Consider the following 17651-nt stretch of genomic DNA (forward strand, 5'->3'; position numbering starts at 1 on the left):
TGTTAACCATCGGCATAGGTATTTTGTTATCACACGTAGTGCTTCGTAAGGTTGCCACCCAACGACCAATAAGAAGAGTCTTTATAAAATTATATAGCAATATAGGTTTTTTAAACCTTAACATTAACCGTGCTTCTTATTTACTATAGTGGCTAAGATATTTAATTGTTGCCAATGATCAAGGCTGACTTGATCACGATAGATAGTAATGGTCAAAGAGCGCTTAAAAGGTTCAGTAGTAACAAATTGGAAATTTAATAGCCATTGATAACGATGAACATTGTTGAGATCAGCTCGCCATAATTCATCGTCGCGACCAGTACGCATAAGCAACTGCCACTCTTTATTTAGATGATTGTGTAAGGGAGGCTGACTTAAATGTAGTAGTATTGGCCTTGATAAAGCCAAATAACCTATCACTGCTGCACTCACCATCAAAATTAAAGCGTACTGCCACCATGACAGCTTGGCAAGCCAAGATAATAAAACGATTGAGATTGACAATCCAGTATACATTAACGTACGAAGTCGACTGCCATATTTAATAGCAGTATCGATACGTAGATTTGTAGGCAACTGAACCGCAGTAGAATCATACATCGGTTAAAACCAATCCGTTATGACAAATCTTTCCCATGACGCCACATTTTAATTTTCTTGACCAGCGTCCATATTGCCTCATCATCTGGGCGCGCCTGATTGGTAAAATAATCTAATAGATCAGGATCTTCATAAGTAAGCATGTTTGCAAAAGCTGCTTGTTCAGCAGAATCTGCTGTCAAGTAAAGCTCTTTAACATACGGATCGATATAAAAATCCAACTCTTTTAAGCCGCGGCGTGCTTGATAAATAATCCGGCGCTGTTCGTTGGTAGGCTCTGGCTGGCTTTTGACTGTCATAATTTTGATCTCATTGAAGATACGTCTAAATAAAAATACGTTATAGCATTATAGAATAGTCATTGTCGTTATTGGACTCTATTTTGCTCGTAAGCAGATAACTGATTCCATAATGCCACCGCTTGCTGCATCATAGGGACATTATGCGTACGAATAATACAGGCTCCTTGTTGCAGCGCAAACAAACCAGCTGCAACTCCTACTGTATCGCGATCAGGGGCTTTAGTTGTCGCAAGCTGATCAAGGCCACTGTTAGCCAATACTTCAGCTAAAAAGCGCTTACGCGACACGCCAAACATCAGCGGTAATCCAAGCGCTTTTAAGCTATCAAGTTGGGTCAATAGTGCACAGTGATGTTCATGGTTTTTAGCAAATCCAAAGCCAGGATCTATGATTATTTTATCACGCTCAACGCCGAAAGCTATTACCTCATCGATACGAGTCGTCAACTCAGCACTCACTTCACTGACTATATCATCATAATGCGCCAAACTACCCATCGTCGTTGGCTCACCACGCATGTGCATAAGCATTACAGGAACATCAAGTTTGGCTGCCATTGTAATTGCACCTTCGCGTTTTAAAGCACGTACGTCGTTCCAAATATCTGCGCCTGCCTCAACAGCGGCTTGTATAACTATAGGATTACTGGTATCAATAGATAGCCAGGCTTCCTCGCCAAGTTGTTGCCTTATTGCCTCAACGACTGGGACCACACGCGATACTTCTTCAGTAGTCGCCACAGAGTCGGCATTTGGACGAGTAGATTCGCCTCCTATGTCAATGATGGTTGCTCCTGATTCAAGCATATACTGACAATGTTCAACTGCTTTATCAATAGCATTAAACTGGCCACCGTCCGAAAACGAGTCCGGCGTCACATTTAAAATACCCATGATATGGGGCTGAGATAAATCTAGCTTTTTCGTAGGACCATATAGCGTATAAGCTGGTAAAGGGTCGAATAATGACATAACTCATCCATCAATGATTATATTTTATAAATAATATATTCTGTCATATAAAAGATCATAATTATATCTAATAGTAGAACAAACACATAATCTAGCGAGATGTCTGTCGCTTATAGTACTAATGATTAGTATTGCTAGTCGCTACCAAAAATTTTAAACCATTAAAAAAGCCCTTTATGAAAAGGGCTTTTTTATAATAACTATGGTTTCGATTTTGACTTACATTGCTGGTAATGGTGGCGGTGTTAAACCGGTTGGTTTAACGTTACCTTTACCCAAATTGACACCATGCTGATAAACCTTAGGTGGACGTGGTTCTTCACCTGCTAAAATATCTTGCAACTGGTCACGGTCAATCGTTTCCCATTTCATCAATGCATCGACCATTGCATGCATCTTATCTTGGTTGCCTTCAATTAGCTCACGAGCAATGTCATACTGCTCCTCTAACATACGGCGCACTTCTTCATCTACTTTTTGCTGTGTGGCTTCTGAGATAGTACGATTGCTAGAACCAAAATAGCCTTGTGAACTATCGTCATCCTCGTATACCATAATACCAAGTGCATCGGACATGCCATACTTAGTAACCATAGCACGAGCCATTTTTGTGGCACGTTCAAAGTCATTAGAAGCACCTGTTGACATCTGATTAATGAACACTTCTTCTGCAATACGTCCACCAAACAAAATAGCAATATCGCTGAGCATTTTTGACTTATACATACTGGTCTGGTCATGCTCAGGTAATTGCCATGTTACGCCAAGTGCAAATCCACGCGGCATAATTGTTACCTTATGAACAGGATCAGTACCCGGTAGTAGTTCAGCAACCAAAGCATGGCCTGATTCGTGATAAGCAGTTGCACGGCGCTCTTCTTCACGTATCACCATAGATTTTCGTTCAGGACCCATGTATAGCTTATCTTTAGCATCTTCAAAGTCGTTCATATCGACGCTAGTTTTGTTGCGACGAGCTGCAAACAATGCTGCTTCGTTTACTAGGTTAGCCAGTTGTGCACCGCTAAATCCAGGTGTACCACGAGCAAGAGCATTTGCATCGACAGCGACTGTATTGGGAAGTTTCTTTAAATGCACTTTCAATATCTGCTCGCGACCTTTGATATCTGGCAACCCTACTTGTACTTGACGGTCAAAACGACCCGGACGCAATAACGCTTTGTCGAGTACATCTGCACGGTTAGTCGCTGCAATGACGATAACGCCCTCGTTACCTTCAAAACCATCCATCTCAACCAACAACTGGTTAAGCGTTTGCTCACGCTCGTCGTTACCGCCGCCCATACCAGAGCCACGATGACGTCCAACAGCATCAATCTCATCAATAAAGATAATACATGGCGCACTTTTCTTCGCTTGCTCAAACATATCACGAACACGAGACGCACCAACACCGACGAACATTTCTACAAAATCAGAACCTGAGATTGAGAAGAAAGGCACTTTGGCTTCACCAGCAATGGCTCTTGCCAATAGTGTCTTACCTGTACCAGGTGGACCTACCATCAAGATACCACGTGGAATGGTTGCGCCAAGCTTAGTGAACTTATCAGGATCACGTAAGAAATCAACGACTTCAACGACTTCTTCTTTAGCCTCTTCACAACCAGCAACGTCTTCAAAATTGACGTTAATTTGGTCTTCAGTCAGCATCTTAGCTTTAGACTTACCAAAGCTCATCGGACCGCCGCCTTTACCGCCAGCGCCGCCCTGCATGTTGCGCATAAAGAACAAAAATAAACCAATAATCAATAAGATTGGGAAACTGGCTATTAGCAATTGCATCAGCACGCTTTGACGTTTAGGCGCAGTCCCTTGGACTTCGACTTGGTTTTCACGTAATAGAGGCATCAACTGCTCATCAGTCACAGCTGGCCTAATGGTCTCAAAAGATGAACCATTTTTCTTTTCGCCGATGATTTGCTCGCCGTCGATCTCAACACTGGCTACTTGGTTTTCAGACACTGCGGTCACAAACTCAGAGTAGTTAAGGTTATCTGGCTCAGATGATTGATCAAAGCCGCTAAACACCAGTACCAAAACGCCGATTACCACCAGCCACAATAAGGTATTTTTTACCATGTCGCTCACTAGTTATTCCCATCCCTTACTTATTGGTGTGTTTACTAGACACGTAACGCCTATATAAAAATGTAATATAAATTCATCATACATTATCAGACGACTTTGCTTGAAACAAAACAAAGTTAATATATCATGATATGTGGTTTTAACCTGCACAATTCAAGCAAAAGCTGCGTTTATTCAGTTAGCAATTGTAGCGGTTTTACACGTAATATGACGTACTTTATAAAATCAATCATAAACTATTTATTAGATACAACCTATTGAAATAACAAGTTATTTTATTGCTATCCAAAACATCTCTTTAGACCGTGGTCTTGATGCTGCAGGTTTGATACTACGAATCTTACTAAATTTGGACTGCATCTGCTTACGTAATTCCTGTGACCCTTCGCCCTGAAACACTTTCATAATAAGCGCGCCACCTTTAGGTAAGGTCTCCAAAGCAAAGTCCACTGCAAGCTCGCATAAATATATCATTCGCGGTTGATCGACAGCACTGTTTCCGGCTGTATTAGGAGCCATATCAGACAATACCACATTTACTTGTCTGTCACCGACCTCAGTCATAATTTTGTCAAAAACATCTGCTTCTCTAAAGTCCCCTTGAATAAAGGTTACATCTGCTAGAGCGTCCATAGGCAAAATATCAGAGGCGATCAATGTACCGCTTTCACCGACCAGTTGACCGGCGACTTGTGACCAACTACCAGGTGCACTACCCAAATCTACTACTGTCATTCCAGACGATATTAATTTAGCCTTTTCATTGATCTCAAGCAGCTTGTATGCAGCACGCGCACGATAGCCATCTTTTTGCGCTCTTTTTACATAATGATCATCAATATGTTCTTTCATCCAAGCACGGCTACTTTTTGATAAACCTTTATTTTCAATGCGCGTGGCCAAAATACCTGCTCCTATTACTTTATGGTGTCATATACTTTACGATGTCATAATTTTTAACAGCCGACTGACTAAATTTCTATCAATTAAAGATGATCTCATTTTTTATTTAGTATCGACTATATTGTGCTAATAAACCCATTCGATAATACCCATTAAAGATAATTTTATTTTTATAAATAAATTTAAAGGCATTATTAACGATTTAGCAGCTTTATGATCCAGCAGCGTTTATAATGCAACAAGTTATTCAGTTTAACATTTTCATCACGTAAAATCGTGCAAAATGGTACTGATATCATGCAAGATAGTCATAGATTATTTATAATGAATATTAACTTTTTTAATAACATGGTTTTGGTCATGTCGTTTAGATAACATTGCTTCTTATTTATTATGACTTATTATGACAATTCAACCATTTTAGAACTGTTTTTTATTTTTACTAAAATTTAGGAATACTATGCAACTTGATAACGCTACGATTAAACGCTTAAAAGGTATTGGTCATGAGCTCAAACCCATTGTTATGATCGGTAACAATGGCATTACTCCCGCTATCACCGAAGAGATTGATCGCGCTTTGACCGATCATGAACTTATTAAAGTAAAATTACCAGCTGGCAGTAAGCATGACCGTGACGTAGTCGCCACTGAGCTTGCAACCGCAGCCAAAGCCAATGTGATTCATACTATTGGACGTATGGCGTTATTGCTACGTCAGAATCCAAATGCTAATCCTAAGTTATCAAACTTAGCACGTCATGCTCAATAATTAGTATCTATGAAGCGTATAAAATAGATTGAAAGAACAGCCAAGATTATAGAAGCTGCGTTGCATCATTGCTCGTGGCTTTTATTTTATCCCTCATTTTATCAAATCTACATTGACGATCTTTTCTATAATGAATCAAGTACTATGAGCCAGCTATTTACCTTACGATTGGCAACCGACACATTATCGGCTGATGCAGAGCAAATCGGTGTATCGATTAAAGAGCTACAAAAAATACGCATTAACGTAGAAGCCTCGATTGTGCTGTCGACACGCCAACTTTGGTTGAGCTACCAAATACAGCTACCATCCGTTAGGCTAGCTGCGCAGCTAGATTGGACAGCATGGCAACAATCAAAAGTCCGTTTTACCGACTATTTATGGGAGCGTACTTGTCTTGAATGTTTTGTCAGTAGTGAAGTTTTTGATACAACAGCTAACTATATAGAAATCAATGTTAATCCAAACGGACAATATGCTCTTTACAAATTTGATGAATATCGTACACCATCGACACTGCCTCCAGTACCATTGATGCAAGCAAACTGTACTACAAAAGCGAACGTCACTTGGGCTAAGAACGCCTCAAACCAGCAGGCAGAACCAATAAACCGTCTAAAACCACATCCCGCACTGGCAAACCACTTTGTGGACTCAACCATCACCAAATTTACTCCGTACTATCAATATCGACGCTGCTTTGGATTGTCTTTAGAACAGCTCTCGCTCAATACTCATAACCACGACTTATCCGGCGATATCAGCATAAAGCTATTACATCCATGCGTCATTCTACAGTTTGGTAAAACAAACCTGTACTTTGCCCCAGCTCACGCTACCCCGCCTGACTTTCATCAACACTGTTATTGGACAGTGCTGGATTTGCAAGCTGCACTAACGAAATAGTTTTTATAACGTCAAGCAACGTTTAATGGCTGGTTGGTCTTTTGAATAGCTCATAGCTCATAGCAGATAGCAGATAGCTTTGATAGTTGAACGATGATAGAAATAAAAAAACTCAGTAATGTCATAAAGAGCATTACTGAGTTAGGAGAAAACGCTAAAATAATAAGTTTAAACAATTTACTTATGTTTTATTTATCAGCCATAGCTAGGTAGATACCACGATCCGATGCATCATCAACATATTGCGAATCACGCCATGTGGTATAGCTATGTACACCGCTATACGGGCTAATACTGTTCTGGCGGAAGTCAGACACCCAATCTGAACCATCAAAAATCTGTATATGACCATGTGGGCGTTTTGAGCTACGGTCATAGACTATGACATCTCCAACTTGAGGCGCCATGTCGTTGCTGATTTTAGTAAAACCAGCATTGGCAAGTGTACCACGGGAGGCGTACTGATAAGCTGAAGGGTTTGGAGTGAACTCATAACCAGCTGATTGCAAAGCTTTACGCACATAGCGGGCACAATAACCAGAGCTTCTAGAAAGAGCAACTCTTGACGCACGAGCAGCTGCAATAGCAGGGGCAGAGTTACTATCTGGTATTCTGCTGCTTGCTTGCTGCTGACGCTCATAAGATAAGCGACTGGTTAATGAGGCTAATTTATACTCTTTTTGTTTGGCATGAGCACTTAAGTTGTCAATAGCTTGACTAATTTCATCATTGCTAAAAACATGCGCGCCACTATTAGTGCTATAGATATTACGACTAGAACCGTAGTTCTGAGATACTGAAATATTTGTAATGGTATGACTCAAGGTATTATTTGGCTGAAAGGTGGTTTCGGCAGCACCACTCGTTTGTGCTAAACCCATTCCCAATACTGACAAAATTAATAAAGCTTGTTTCATAAATTTACTACCTATTGTTAATACAAGATTGCTTGTCATCCATGACAAAACATTAATTAATTTAGAAGACGTATCACTAAGTAACCGTGATAAAATTCAACATACTCAATTTATTTATCGACCTTTATCACCCAATGGATGAGTAAACATAATGTCGAAGAAACAGCCTAATCAGCTTGCTAAACTTATTGATCATCAGGCATTTGCTGGTAGCGCCCTACCTCAAGCCTTAACTGAAAATATGCAGCTTTATGCACAGATGACTCATGAACTAAAAACACTTCTAATTGACTGTCTACCTGAGGAAATACTTGCCAATTGCTGGGTCGTTGGCTTGAGCTCTGAGCAATTAACATTAAGTGTAGGCTCTGCTACTGCAGCCAACCATATTCGTTATCTACAAAGTGCCTATCTACAAGTATTAACAGAACAATCGATTACATTTAAACAACTTAAGAAAATAAAGGTCATCGTTTCAAAAACGAGTTCAAATAAATTGTTAAATGAAAAGAATTTATCGTCAATAACAAGTGACCTAAACTCTCATAAAATTGGTAAAAATCAGGCTCTTAGCCAAAACACAAAGCGGACTATAGCACAGGCTGCAGAGCATGTCACGGCAGATAAAAACCTCAAAAAAGCCCTTTTACGGCTGGTAAATGAGTAAAAAAACCCTCTATTACAATGTAAACTTATGTAAAGTGACAGAGGGAAATAAGCTGATAACGCTGCGTTTTTGTAATTTCGCAAACAAAAAAAATCATCTGTTAGTCAGAACCCAATCGAGAGTTTTGACTAACAGATGACTTTTAGAAAACTTTGAGCTTTTGAATACTCTAGGCTTCAGCTACTCAATCAAACAATACAAAATCATATATTCGCTATTATGGTTATAATTTGAGCATTATTTTGATTAAATTATGTAATCTTACGTAAGTGTTGCGATACTTCCTGTATATTCCTGTATTTATCCTTCAACTATTAAGCCTGTTGAAGGTAAATACTCGATTGGACAAGTTACGTTGTCATCAAATGTTACAATTTCAAAGTTACTTTTATCTGATAAAATTTCTCGGACTAGCATGTTGTTCAATGCGTGTCCTGACTTATAGGCATTAAAACGACCTATAATGGGATAACCAATCAGATATAAATCGCCTAAAGCATCTAATATTTTGTGACGAACAAACTCATCAGCAAAACGTAGCCCTTCAACATTCAGAATACGAGCATCATCGATAACGATGGCATTATCCATACTACCGCCTAATGCTAAGTTATTTTGTCTTAGAGTCTCAATATCTTGTAAAAAACCAAAGGTACGGGCTTCACTTAGTTGTTCGATAAAATTCTGTGTTGAAAAATCTAATTGAGCATGTTGAAAGTCTTTATCAAATGCTGGATGATCAAAGTCAATTTCAAAATTTAACTCATATCCTTCATATGGATGCAGCTCTGCCCATTTGTCATCAACTTCGACACGCACAGGTTTGACGATTTTCAAAAACTTTTTTAGCGCTTCTTGCTCAACAAAACCTGCTTGCAATAATAGACCGACAAAAGGCGATGCACTGCCATCCATAATTGGTATCTCGCTTGCTGATACCTTTATTAATAGGTTATCTACTCCAAGCCCAGCGATTGCACTTAATAAATGCTCTACTGTACCAACACGCGTCCCACCGAAAACAAGATTTGATGACATCATAGTATCTTGTACCAAAAAAGCACTGGCTGGTATTGGCGCACTACCAACGATGTCAGAACGCTCGAAAACTATTCCAGTGTTAACTGGTTGCGGATGAAACTCCAAATCGACAGGCTGACCACTATGCAAACCAATGCCTGTGATAGCTATCGCTTTTTCTATGGTTCGTTGATTCATGGCTGTTTTCTCACATACTTTGTTACAATTGTCATAGTTTACCATTAGCAGGCCTTAATTCGCTACAGTTATGGCACCGTAATCTTCTTATACCCATGATTTATATATTAAATAACCATATAAGTATCAATCTATAATACTTATAAAGGTTCCTAAAAGTACTGATGTCAGCTTAGACTCTTACAAAACGAAGGGTATATGTACCTTTTTTTAGTATAAATGCAAAAAAACCAGCACTATTGTGCTGGTTTTTTATGTTTAATATATTGTTGGTGATATGTTTAAGAACTATATAAAAAACAAATGTAAAAATATATACATTACAAATAGTATAGTTATCTAAAACATACTATTTGTTCTGTTGACGTTTTAGATAATCTTGAATGCTATTGGTTTTAGTTTGCGGTTGTTCTTGAGTAGATGTAGAACGTACGCCATTATCTTGATACGTCTGATTTTGCGAATGCTTTTGACTGTTTAATGCACTGGTATGTAAGTTTGGATCTACTGATTGGGTACTAGTGACAGAAGGTACTGGCTGTTGGACTTGAGGCGCTTTCTCCATCTTTTCATCCAATGTTAGACCTGTGGCTATCACAGTAACATGCAAGTCATCACCCATCTCTTCATCAACAACTGAACCATAGAAAATGTTTGCTTCATCAGTATCCGTTATACCTTCAACAATCTCGCTGATTTGACTAAACTCATCTAGCGATAAAGTTTCAGAAGAAATAACGTTGACCAATAGACCTTTCGCGTTTTCTAAGCACAGATCATCCAACAAAGGTGACTTAATTGCTTTTTCAGTTGCTTGACGCGCACGATCATCGCCGCTCGCACGTCCAACACCCATCATCGCATGACCTTTAGCCGTCATTGCCGTACGTATATCGTTAAAGTCAATGTTGACAAGACCTGAACGAGCAATAGTTTCAGCGATACCTTGTACTGCATGCAATAAGACGTCATCCGCTTTTTTGAATGCATCTTTCATTGAAATATTGCCGTACACACTCATAAGTTTATCATTAGGAATAGTAATAATAGAGTCAACGAAGTTTGTTAATTGCTCAATTCCTGCTTTAGCAGATTTATTACGCTTACCACCTTCAAACTTAAATGGTGTCGTAACGACTGCCACTGTCAACACTTCCATCTCTTTAGCAATACGCGCGATAACAGGCGCTGCACCCGTACCTGTACCACCGCCCATACCAGCTGTGATAAATACCATGTCTGAGTTTTCAAGTAGCGTTCGAATCGCTTCTTCTTCGCTTTCTGCTGCTTCGCGTCCGACTTCTGGATTGGCACCCGCCCCTAGACCACGATTACTTTTAGCGCCAAGTTGCAGTTTATGCGGTACGGTTAGACGATCAAGGGCTTGTCTATCAGTATTGGCACAGATAAACGTCACGCCTTTGATACCTTGCTGTACCATATGTTCTACAGCATTACCGCCACCGCCGCCTACACCGAATACGGTAAAACGAGCTTGGCCGTTGCTTTGAGACTGGTTATCATCTGGCATGGTGTATTTTGACATAAAAAAGGTTCTCCAGTTGCAGATAGCGTGATGGTCGATACGTGACAACGCACTCGTATAAAGTACTATCGACTTACTATATATAAATACATACAAATAAAATAATAAAGATGAGGTTCAATCAATGTGTGTTAAACCTCTATTAAAACATGTTACGCTGATAATATAATCATACAGTACTACGATAGTCTCAAAACACGTATATCAAACGCCTACTTTCAATCGTCCATGACAAATATGGGTTAAAAATACTTAAGATTTTTGTGTATCACCTCAAAATCTCAAAGTATTTTTTTCAGAACACTAGTAAAACGTTGACCGACATTTTTGAAGGTCCCTTTTATACGACCTCTTTTAATGGCATCGGGTTCACTTTGCTCACTATGACGAAATTGCTCACTTTGACTATAGAGCAAAGTACCAAATGCCGTTTGATAAGCACGATTATTTACCTGCATACTTAACTGCTTAAACGATTCCTCATTATCGAAATGGTTATAAGCACTAATAGCAGGATGAGTGTTGGATAACACTACAGGCATTTTTAATAGCCTTTTAGCAAAAGGTATCATACCTTTAATAGTACTACCACCACCGTTAAGCACAATACCTCGATCAATATATCCTAATAACTCGGCTTCATGAAGTTGTCGTACGACTTCAGTAAATATCTGTACATAACGTGCCTCAATAATGCGCGCTAGATTATAAAGACTAACATTAACTTCGTCACCTGAACCTTGCGGTTTAAAGATAAAGAACGAGCTTGGATCCATACTATTTATATCTACTGTGCCATGTGATTTTTTGAGCTTTTCAGCTTCTATCATAGAAATACCGATATCGGCTGAGATATCCATGGTTACTTCATGACTACCACTGGCTATACAGTGAGTAAAAATAAGTTTATTTTCTTTATATACACAAATACTAGTGGTACTCGCGCCTATATCTACTAGACAGACACCTTGCTGGCGCTCTTCACTCATTAGGCTATATTCAGCACTTGTTACTGCATCAAAAACAATATGATCGATACCAACATCACAACCTTGTAATAGCTTTTGAATATTTTGACGGCTAGAGACTGGCATCATCATCATGTGATACATAACCGTGATGTTTTTTGCGATCATCTCAATCGCATCATCAACCATAGTATCCTGCTCATCAATGTAAATACCTTGCTGACAACAATGCATTAAATAATAATCAGAGGGTAAGTCTTGAGATTTGGCATTAGATAATGCTTGTACCATATCCCTAGCACGTACTACTTCTTCTTCAACTGCAACGTTACCGATACTATTTTTACTAGATAACTCAGGCGTCGCAAGTGTTAGCCATACACTATGCACACGGCAATTTGCCATATCTTCAGCATCTTGAATGGCTTGTTTGATTGCACCCTGTAAACGTTCGCGATGCTTGATTTGGCCTTGATAAAAATCACTATTTTTGACTTGTCCAACACCCATGATACGTATGTCTTTTGCAGAGACAACGCTACCAATCACCACATAAACTGCAGTGGCACTTAGATGGACAACAACCAGATTTTCAGTATTTTTCATGTTACCAAACAAATTATCACTAAATAGAAGACTATCTGCTGTCTCTATTGAATCATTAGAACAGTACTATTTGATTCACTCTATCATTTATAGTACAAAAATTGTGCAACTATCCTACTCATATAACCAGACCACAAAGCATAAACCCTATGTTACAGACTAGCTCGTCGGAGACTCTGCCGACGACTCTTTTACTTTCCACGCTATTGTAAAACCATTTTTATAACGTAAATCTATCGATTGTATATTGTCGCGACGATCAGCCAATTGATTGTTCAAAAGTTGACTCAAATTGAGCAGTTTTTGAGCAGTATTTTCGTTATCAACAATGACCCGTAGACCGTTATCAAAACGTACCAGCCACGTCATTCGAGGTGTTAAAATAATATCCTCTACTCGCATATCAAGCGGAACATACCAATCATTGATTTGTTGCATTTGTTGCATAATCACAGGTGCTTGGTCTACTTCACCTTGCAATGTAGCAAACTGCGGCTGAATCAACGCTTCACTATCAGCTGGCACGAATACTGCACCTTTTGCATCAACCAGTCGTTCCGTACCAAAATTGGCTATTGCTTGTTTAGGTAGTGCAGTAATGACAATACCTTGTTGCCAATCTCGAGTCACACTAATTTCATCAACCCAAGCAAGACTCATGGCAATATCTCGTAACGCTTGTAAATCAGTTGTAAAAAAACTGCTTACTTTCTGCTGGTTCATGGTCTGTTGCAGTACTTGATGCTGAGCAGTAGATAAGTCTTGTGTATCAACATGAATAGCCGCTGGCGGTGCATCACGTAAAGCTTTACCACCCATTAATAGTATTAACAACAATAACCCTATTACCAGAGTCGTAAAAATGTACTTTACCCATAAAGGTATTTGTAAGCTAGATCCTGGGCGACGGACGTCATTACTCATCAAGTCAGTTGTTCCATTGACAGTTTGAGCCATAGCCGCATTTGCCCCTATACTTTTTATATGTTGTTAACTTAATAAATATTTGATTGAATAACTGTTATTCCAATAAACACCTTTTATCATAGCTTTATCATTCTGTATAACAGAAAATGCTTAAAATGAGCTGAATATCATCAACATAAGCCAATCATAACAATCTTAACGTATTTTGATGGTAAACAATAGCCTAACCCATGCTGTAGCCAGTGATTTTACACAAGTTTACATGAAGCTGGGATATAGCAGGGCTAGTGATACAATATGAAGTGGCATTATATCCGTTTTGTTCAATATAGTACTAGAAAAATTACCTATTTAGTTTGATAAACCGTAATAAAATTCACTTTATGTAAAATAAGCGATGACAATCAGTCTCTACTTATCCTTTTATCTATTAAAGTGTCTGTGCCAATATATGCCAGCACAACATATCAAAATCCATGCCGTAAGCCTTAGCCGCCATGGGCACTAAACTATGACTGGTCATACCCGGGACAGTATTGATCTCAAGTAGCCAAAAGTTGCCCGCCTCATCTTGCATCGCATCAATACGTCCCCAACCTTTTGCATCAACCGCGCGGAATGCTGCAAGGCTCAACGCTTGCAAATGCTTTTCGTCAGCATCGCTCAAACCACACGGAATATAATAACTGGTATCGTTACGGTTGTATTTTGCTTCGAAGTCATAAAAATTGGTAATGTCGGCAGGCTCAAGACGTATCACTGGATAAGCTTCGTCATCGATAACAACAATCGTAAACTCGCGTCCAGTAATCCAGCGTTCCGCCATTACTGCATCACCGCACTGTACTGCCGTTGCGTATGCTGCAGGCAACTCGTCAAGGTTATTGACTTTCGTCATGCCAATACTTGAACCTTCATGAACGGGCTTAATAATCAAAGGTAGCCCTAGCATGTTGACGACTTGCTGCCAGTCAGTATTAGCCGTTAGTAATGAGAATGGCGCTGTCGATAAGCCGCAGCCCTGCCACAATTGCTTGGTACGTACTTTATCCATGCCAAGTGCCGATGCTAAAATTCCTGAACCTGTCTGCGGGATATCAAACCATTGCAACACGCCTTGTAACAATCCATCTTCGCCGCCGCGACCATGCAACACGTTAAACACTCGATCATAATCACGTAGCTCGGTAATATCTTGATGCTTAGGATCAAAGTGTATGGCATCAACACCTTGGTTTTGTAATGCTTGCAAGACTGCTGCGCCACTGTCTAATGATACGCTGCGCTCATTGCTACTACCGCCATAAATGACAGCGACTTTACCAAACTCACTGGCATCTTTGACTTTGCTCGTCGCAACACTCAATGATGAGGCTTGGCTTGGCTGGTTATTTTCTATACCATCTTTCTCTGCTTGAGCAGCTGCTGCTAAAGCTGACTCTGGATTGGTGATAAGTGTTTCATTATCAGCACCATCGTTGACACTATTGAGAAGATTTGTGTGTTGATTGTCATTAATAGTCATGAGTACGATTTCCAAAAATCTTTTAAAACTTATTTAAGATATAAATCATTTGCAGCTAAATCGATTGCAATTTGACCAATGTTACCAGCGCCTTGGGTCAAGAGCATGTCATTAGCTTCTAGAAGACGCTGCATAACGGGCGCAAGATTGTCTTTATCAACAATCGTAGGTTCAACGGCGCCGCGAAGACGAATACTACGTGCCAAGGCCTTAGTATCAGCACCCGCAATAGGACTTTCGCCTGCTGAATATACATCTAATAATAGCAATTCATCAACATTTGAGAGCACTTCAACGAAATCGTCAAAGCAATCACGCGTACGGCTATAACGATGCGGCTGAAACAGCATCACTAAACGACGAGCTGGGAAGCTTTGGCGCGCCGCTTTAATCGTGGCATCGACTTCTTTTGGATGATGCCCATAATCATCAATGAGTAAGACATCACCTTCATCAACACTGACAGAAGCATGCTGCTCAAAGCGGCGTCCGACACCTTCAAATTTTTGTAAAGCACGCTCAATAGCATCATCATTTACCCCTTCATCAGTTGCCATGGTGATAGCAGCAAGGGCATTATAGACGTTATGAATACCTGGGATATTTAACGTTAAACGTAGTGGCTCGCGGTCACGGCGCAGTACCGTAAAGTGAGTCTTAGTGCCTTCACTAACCACGTCAATCGCTTGCACATCATTGAACGGCTCAAGTCCGAAAGTTAGTACTGGACGGCCAATATCATCAATCATTGCATATAGCTCTGGATCGTCACCACATACCACAGCCAAGCCATAAAACGGCATGTTTTGTAAAAACTGAATATAAGCGGCTTTTAATTTATCAAAGCTGTTTTCATAAGTTTCCATATGATCTTGATCGATATTGGTGACAATCGCTGCCATTGGATGCAATGACAAGAACGATGCATCAGACTCATCCGCTTCGGCAACTAGATAGCGACTGCTACCAAGCGCAGCATTTTTACCAGATGCATTTAGCTTACCGCCGATCACATAGGTCGGATCGAGCTGCCCTTCTGCCATCATAGTAGTCAGCAAACTAGTCGTTGTAGTCTTGCCATGCGCGCCCGCAACGGCAATACCATGACGATAACGCATTAATTCGCCAAGCATATCAGCGCGGCGTACCACTGGTAGACGCGCCTCTAACGCCGCTTTTACTTCAGGATTGCTACGATCAATTGCTGAGGATACAACGATGACATCTGCATTCGCGATATTCTTGGAATCATGACCAATTGATATCTCAATACCAATCTGCTGTAGACGCCGAGTTACCACGCTATCAGCAATATCAGAGCCACTAACTTGGTAGCCTTGATTATTCATAACCTCAGCGATTCCGCACATTCCCGAGCCACCAATACCAATAAAATGCAAATGCTGGATACGGCGCATTTCTGGTATTTCAATCAAACGCTTGGGTAGAGCTTTCGCGGAGGTAGACATAAAAGGTTCTCTTTATTAAAGGCCAGTAAATTTATTGAATTAGTTGTAGAAACAACCAGTTATGGAAACAGTAGCTTCTGAAGATATAGGCTACAAGGCTTGCCAAACAATATCAGCAACTTGGCTAGTGGCGCTACGATTGGCAAGGGCATGGCCTTTTTTTGCCATCTCCAAGCAAGTGTGGCGATCAAGCGCTGCAAGCTCATTACTCAGACGCTGCGCTGTTAGCTCAGACTGCGGTAATAAAATCGCAGCATCGTGTGACGTCAAGGTGCGTGCATTAGCAGTCTGATGGTCATCAACTGCATGAGGTAGCGGTACAAAAATCGCGGCAATACCGACATTTTGAATTTCGGTAACTGTCAACGCGCCTGCTCGACAAACGATAATATCTGCCCAGTTGTACGCCGCTGCCATATCGTCAATAAATGGCTGTACAGTGAACTTATGAGCGCTTAAATCCTCGCTATCATAAGCTATTTTTGTCGCTTGCTCATTATTACGACCGCACTGATGCTGTACCTCAAAAGGACGGCCTATTAACGCAAGTGCCTTAGGTACGGTATCGTTTAACACTTGCGCGCCCAATGAGCCACCAACGACTAATAGCTTTAAAGGTGAACGATCACTGATATCGTAGCGCTTAATCGGTTCAGCGACACCCGAAATCGCATTACGTACTGGATTACCAACGCTTTCAAGCTTTGCATCTTGTGTACTATCAGCAAAGGTATGATCAAACGCTTGTAGTACCTTAGTTGCAATCTTCGCCAAATAACGATTGCTCATACCAGCGATGGCATTTTGCTCATGAATAATTAGTGGCGTATTGGTCATACGTGCTGCAATACCGCCGGGTGCTGTGACATAACCGCCAAAACCCACCACCATATCAATCTGATTGCTACGAATAATTTTGACTGTAGCCATCGTCGCTGATAGTAAGGTAAAAGGTAACTTGGCTAGGCGCGTGATACCTTTACCACGCAATCCCTGCATCGCAATAGGATGAAAATCATAGCCAGCTGGTTTGACCAAACCATTTTCCATACCGTTTGGCGTACCTAGCCAGTGAATGACGGCACCGCGTTGGGTCAATTCCTCAGCAACTGCCAGAGCTGGGAATACATGGCCACCCGTACCAGCGGCCATCATCATTATGTGCGGTGTTTTCATTAACGCCTGCCTTTCTTATCTTTACTGAAACAAATATTAAGTAGTAGCCACTCATATATTAATAAT

16 protein-coding genes are annotated in these 17651 nt (G+C 40.4%); 3 read left to right on the plus strand and 13 right to left on the minus strand.

Annotated features, from left to right (window positions below; all coding sequences use genetic code 11):
* Positions 1-123: 123 nt before the first annotated feature.
* The 5 genes from ACS8FC_RS02170 to ACS8FC_RS02190 all read right to left on the minus strand — a co-directional run bounded on the left by ACS8FC_RS02170 (position 124) and on the right by ACS8FC_RS02190 (position 4888).
* On the minus strand, positions 124-600 hold the full coding sequence (locus tag ACS8FC_RS02170) for a hypothetical protein (RefSeq protein ID WP_439295735.1): 477 nt from the start codon (positions 598-600) through the stop codon (positions 124-126).
* Positions 601-617: 17 nt separating this feature from the next.
* Positions 618-899 carry an FAD assembly factor SdhE gene (locus tag ACS8FC_RS02175; protein ID WP_439261880.1) on the minus strand — a complete coding sequence of 94 codons (282 nt, stop codon included), beginning with the start codon at positions 897-899 and terminating at the stop codon, positions 618-620.
* A 68-nt stretch (positions 900-967) separates the two neighbouring features.
* Positions 968-1873, minus strand: coding sequence for a dihydropteroate synthase (gene folP, locus ACS8FC_RS02180; RefSeq protein ID WP_439295736.1), 906 nt, complete (start codon positions 1871-1873; stop codon positions 968-970).
* A 219-nt stretch (positions 1874-2092) separates the two neighbouring features.
* Complete coding sequence (gene ftsH / locus ACS8FC_RS02185; protein ID WP_299217600.1) at positions 2093-3985, minus strand: ATP-dependent zinc metalloprotease FtsH; 1893 nt, start codon at positions 3983-3985, stop codon at positions 2093-2095.
* Between the two features lie 270 nt (positions 3986-4255).
* Positions 4256-4888 carry an RlmE family RNA methyltransferase gene (locus tag ACS8FC_RS02190; protein WP_439261884.1) on the minus strand — a complete coding sequence of 211 codons (633 nt, stop codon included), beginning with the start codon at positions 4886-4888 and terminating at the stop codon, positions 4256-4258.
* A 460-nt stretch (positions 4889-5348) separates the two neighbouring features.
* Here ACS8FC_RS02190 and ACS8FC_RS02195 point away from each other — a divergent pair, with 460 nt between their 5' ends.
* On the plus strand, positions 5349-5660 hold the full coding sequence (locus ACS8FC_RS02195) for a YhbY family RNA-binding protein (protein ID WP_439261886.1): 312 nt from the start codon (positions 5349-5351) through the stop codon (positions 5658-5660).
* Positions 5661-5804: 144 nt separating this feature from the next.
* Positions 5805-6566 carry a DOMON domain-containing protein gene (locus tag ACS8FC_RS02200; protein ID WP_439261888.1) on the plus strand — a complete coding sequence of 254 codons (762 nt, stop codon included), beginning with the start codon at positions 5805-5807 and terminating at the stop codon, positions 6564-6566.
* A 188-nt stretch (positions 6567-6754) separates the two neighbouring features.
* Here ACS8FC_RS02200 and ACS8FC_RS02205 read toward each other — a convergent pair whose 3' ends face one another.
* The gene (locus ACS8FC_RS02205) at positions 6755-7483 is read right to left on the minus strand and encodes a CHAP domain-containing protein (protein ID WP_439261890.1); all 729 of its coding nucleotides are present in this window, start codon (positions 7481-7483) and stop codon (positions 6755-6757) included.
* Between the two features lie 151 nt (positions 7484-7634).
* Here ACS8FC_RS02205 and ACS8FC_RS02210 point away from each other — a divergent pair, with 151 nt between their 5' ends.
* The gene (locus tag ACS8FC_RS02210; RefSeq protein WP_439295737.1) at positions 7635-8150 is read left to right on the plus strand and encodes a DciA family protein; all 516 of its coding nucleotides are present in this window, start codon (positions 7635-7637) and stop codon (positions 8148-8150) included.
* A gap of 300 nt (positions 8151-8450) precedes the next feature.
* Here ACS8FC_RS02210 and lpxC read toward each other — a convergent pair whose 3' ends face one another.
* The 7 genes from lpxC to murG form a co-directional block, all read right to left on the minus strand.
* Complete coding sequence (gene lpxC, locus ACS8FC_RS02215; protein WP_439295738.1) at positions 8451-9368, minus strand: UDP-3-O-acyl-N-acetylglucosamine deacetylase; 918 nt, start codon at positions 9366-9368, stop codon at positions 8451-8453.
* Positions 9369-9717: 349 nt separating this feature from the next.
* Positions 9718-10914 (minus strand): cell division protein FtsZ, encoded by a 1197-nt coding sequence (gene ftsZ / locus ACS8FC_RS02220; protein ID WP_299217620.1) that lies wholly within the window; start codon positions 10912-10914, stop codon positions 9718-9720.
* 281 nt (positions 10915-11195) lie between these two features.
* Positions 11196-12488, minus strand: coding sequence for a cell division protein FtsA (ftsA, locus tag ACS8FC_RS02225; protein WP_439295739.1), 1293 nt, complete (start codon positions 12486-12488; stop codon positions 11196-11198).
* A 159-nt stretch (positions 12489-12647) separates the two neighbouring features.
* The gene (locus ACS8FC_RS02230) at positions 12648-13445 is read right to left on the minus strand and encodes a cell division protein FtsQ/DivIB (RefSeq protein ID WP_439261896.1); all 798 of its coding nucleotides are present in this window, start codon (positions 13443-13445) and stop codon (positions 12648-12650) included.
* A 400-nt stretch (positions 13446-13845) separates the two neighbouring features.
* Positions 13846-14940, minus strand: coding sequence for a D-alanine--D-alanine ligase (locus ACS8FC_RS02235; protein ID WP_439261898.1), 1095 nt, complete (start codon positions 14938-14940; stop codon positions 13846-13848).
* 29 nt (positions 14941-14969) lie between these two features.
* Positions 14970-16409 (minus strand): UDP-N-acetylmuramate--L-alanine ligase, encoded by a 1440-nt coding sequence (murC, locus tag ACS8FC_RS02240; protein ID WP_439295740.1) that lies wholly within the window; start codon positions 16407-16409, stop codon positions 14970-14972.
* A gap of 90 nt (positions 16410-16499) precedes the next feature.
* On the minus strand, positions 16500-17585 hold the full coding sequence (gene murG / locus ACS8FC_RS02245; RefSeq protein WP_439261902.1) for an undecaprenyldiphospho-muramoylpentapeptide beta-N-acetylglucosaminyltransferase: 1086 nt from the start codon (positions 17583-17585) through the stop codon (positions 16500-16502).
* Positions 17586-17651: the final 66 nt, after the last annotated feature.

The organism is Psychrobacter sp. 1Y4, from assembly GCF_051847555.1.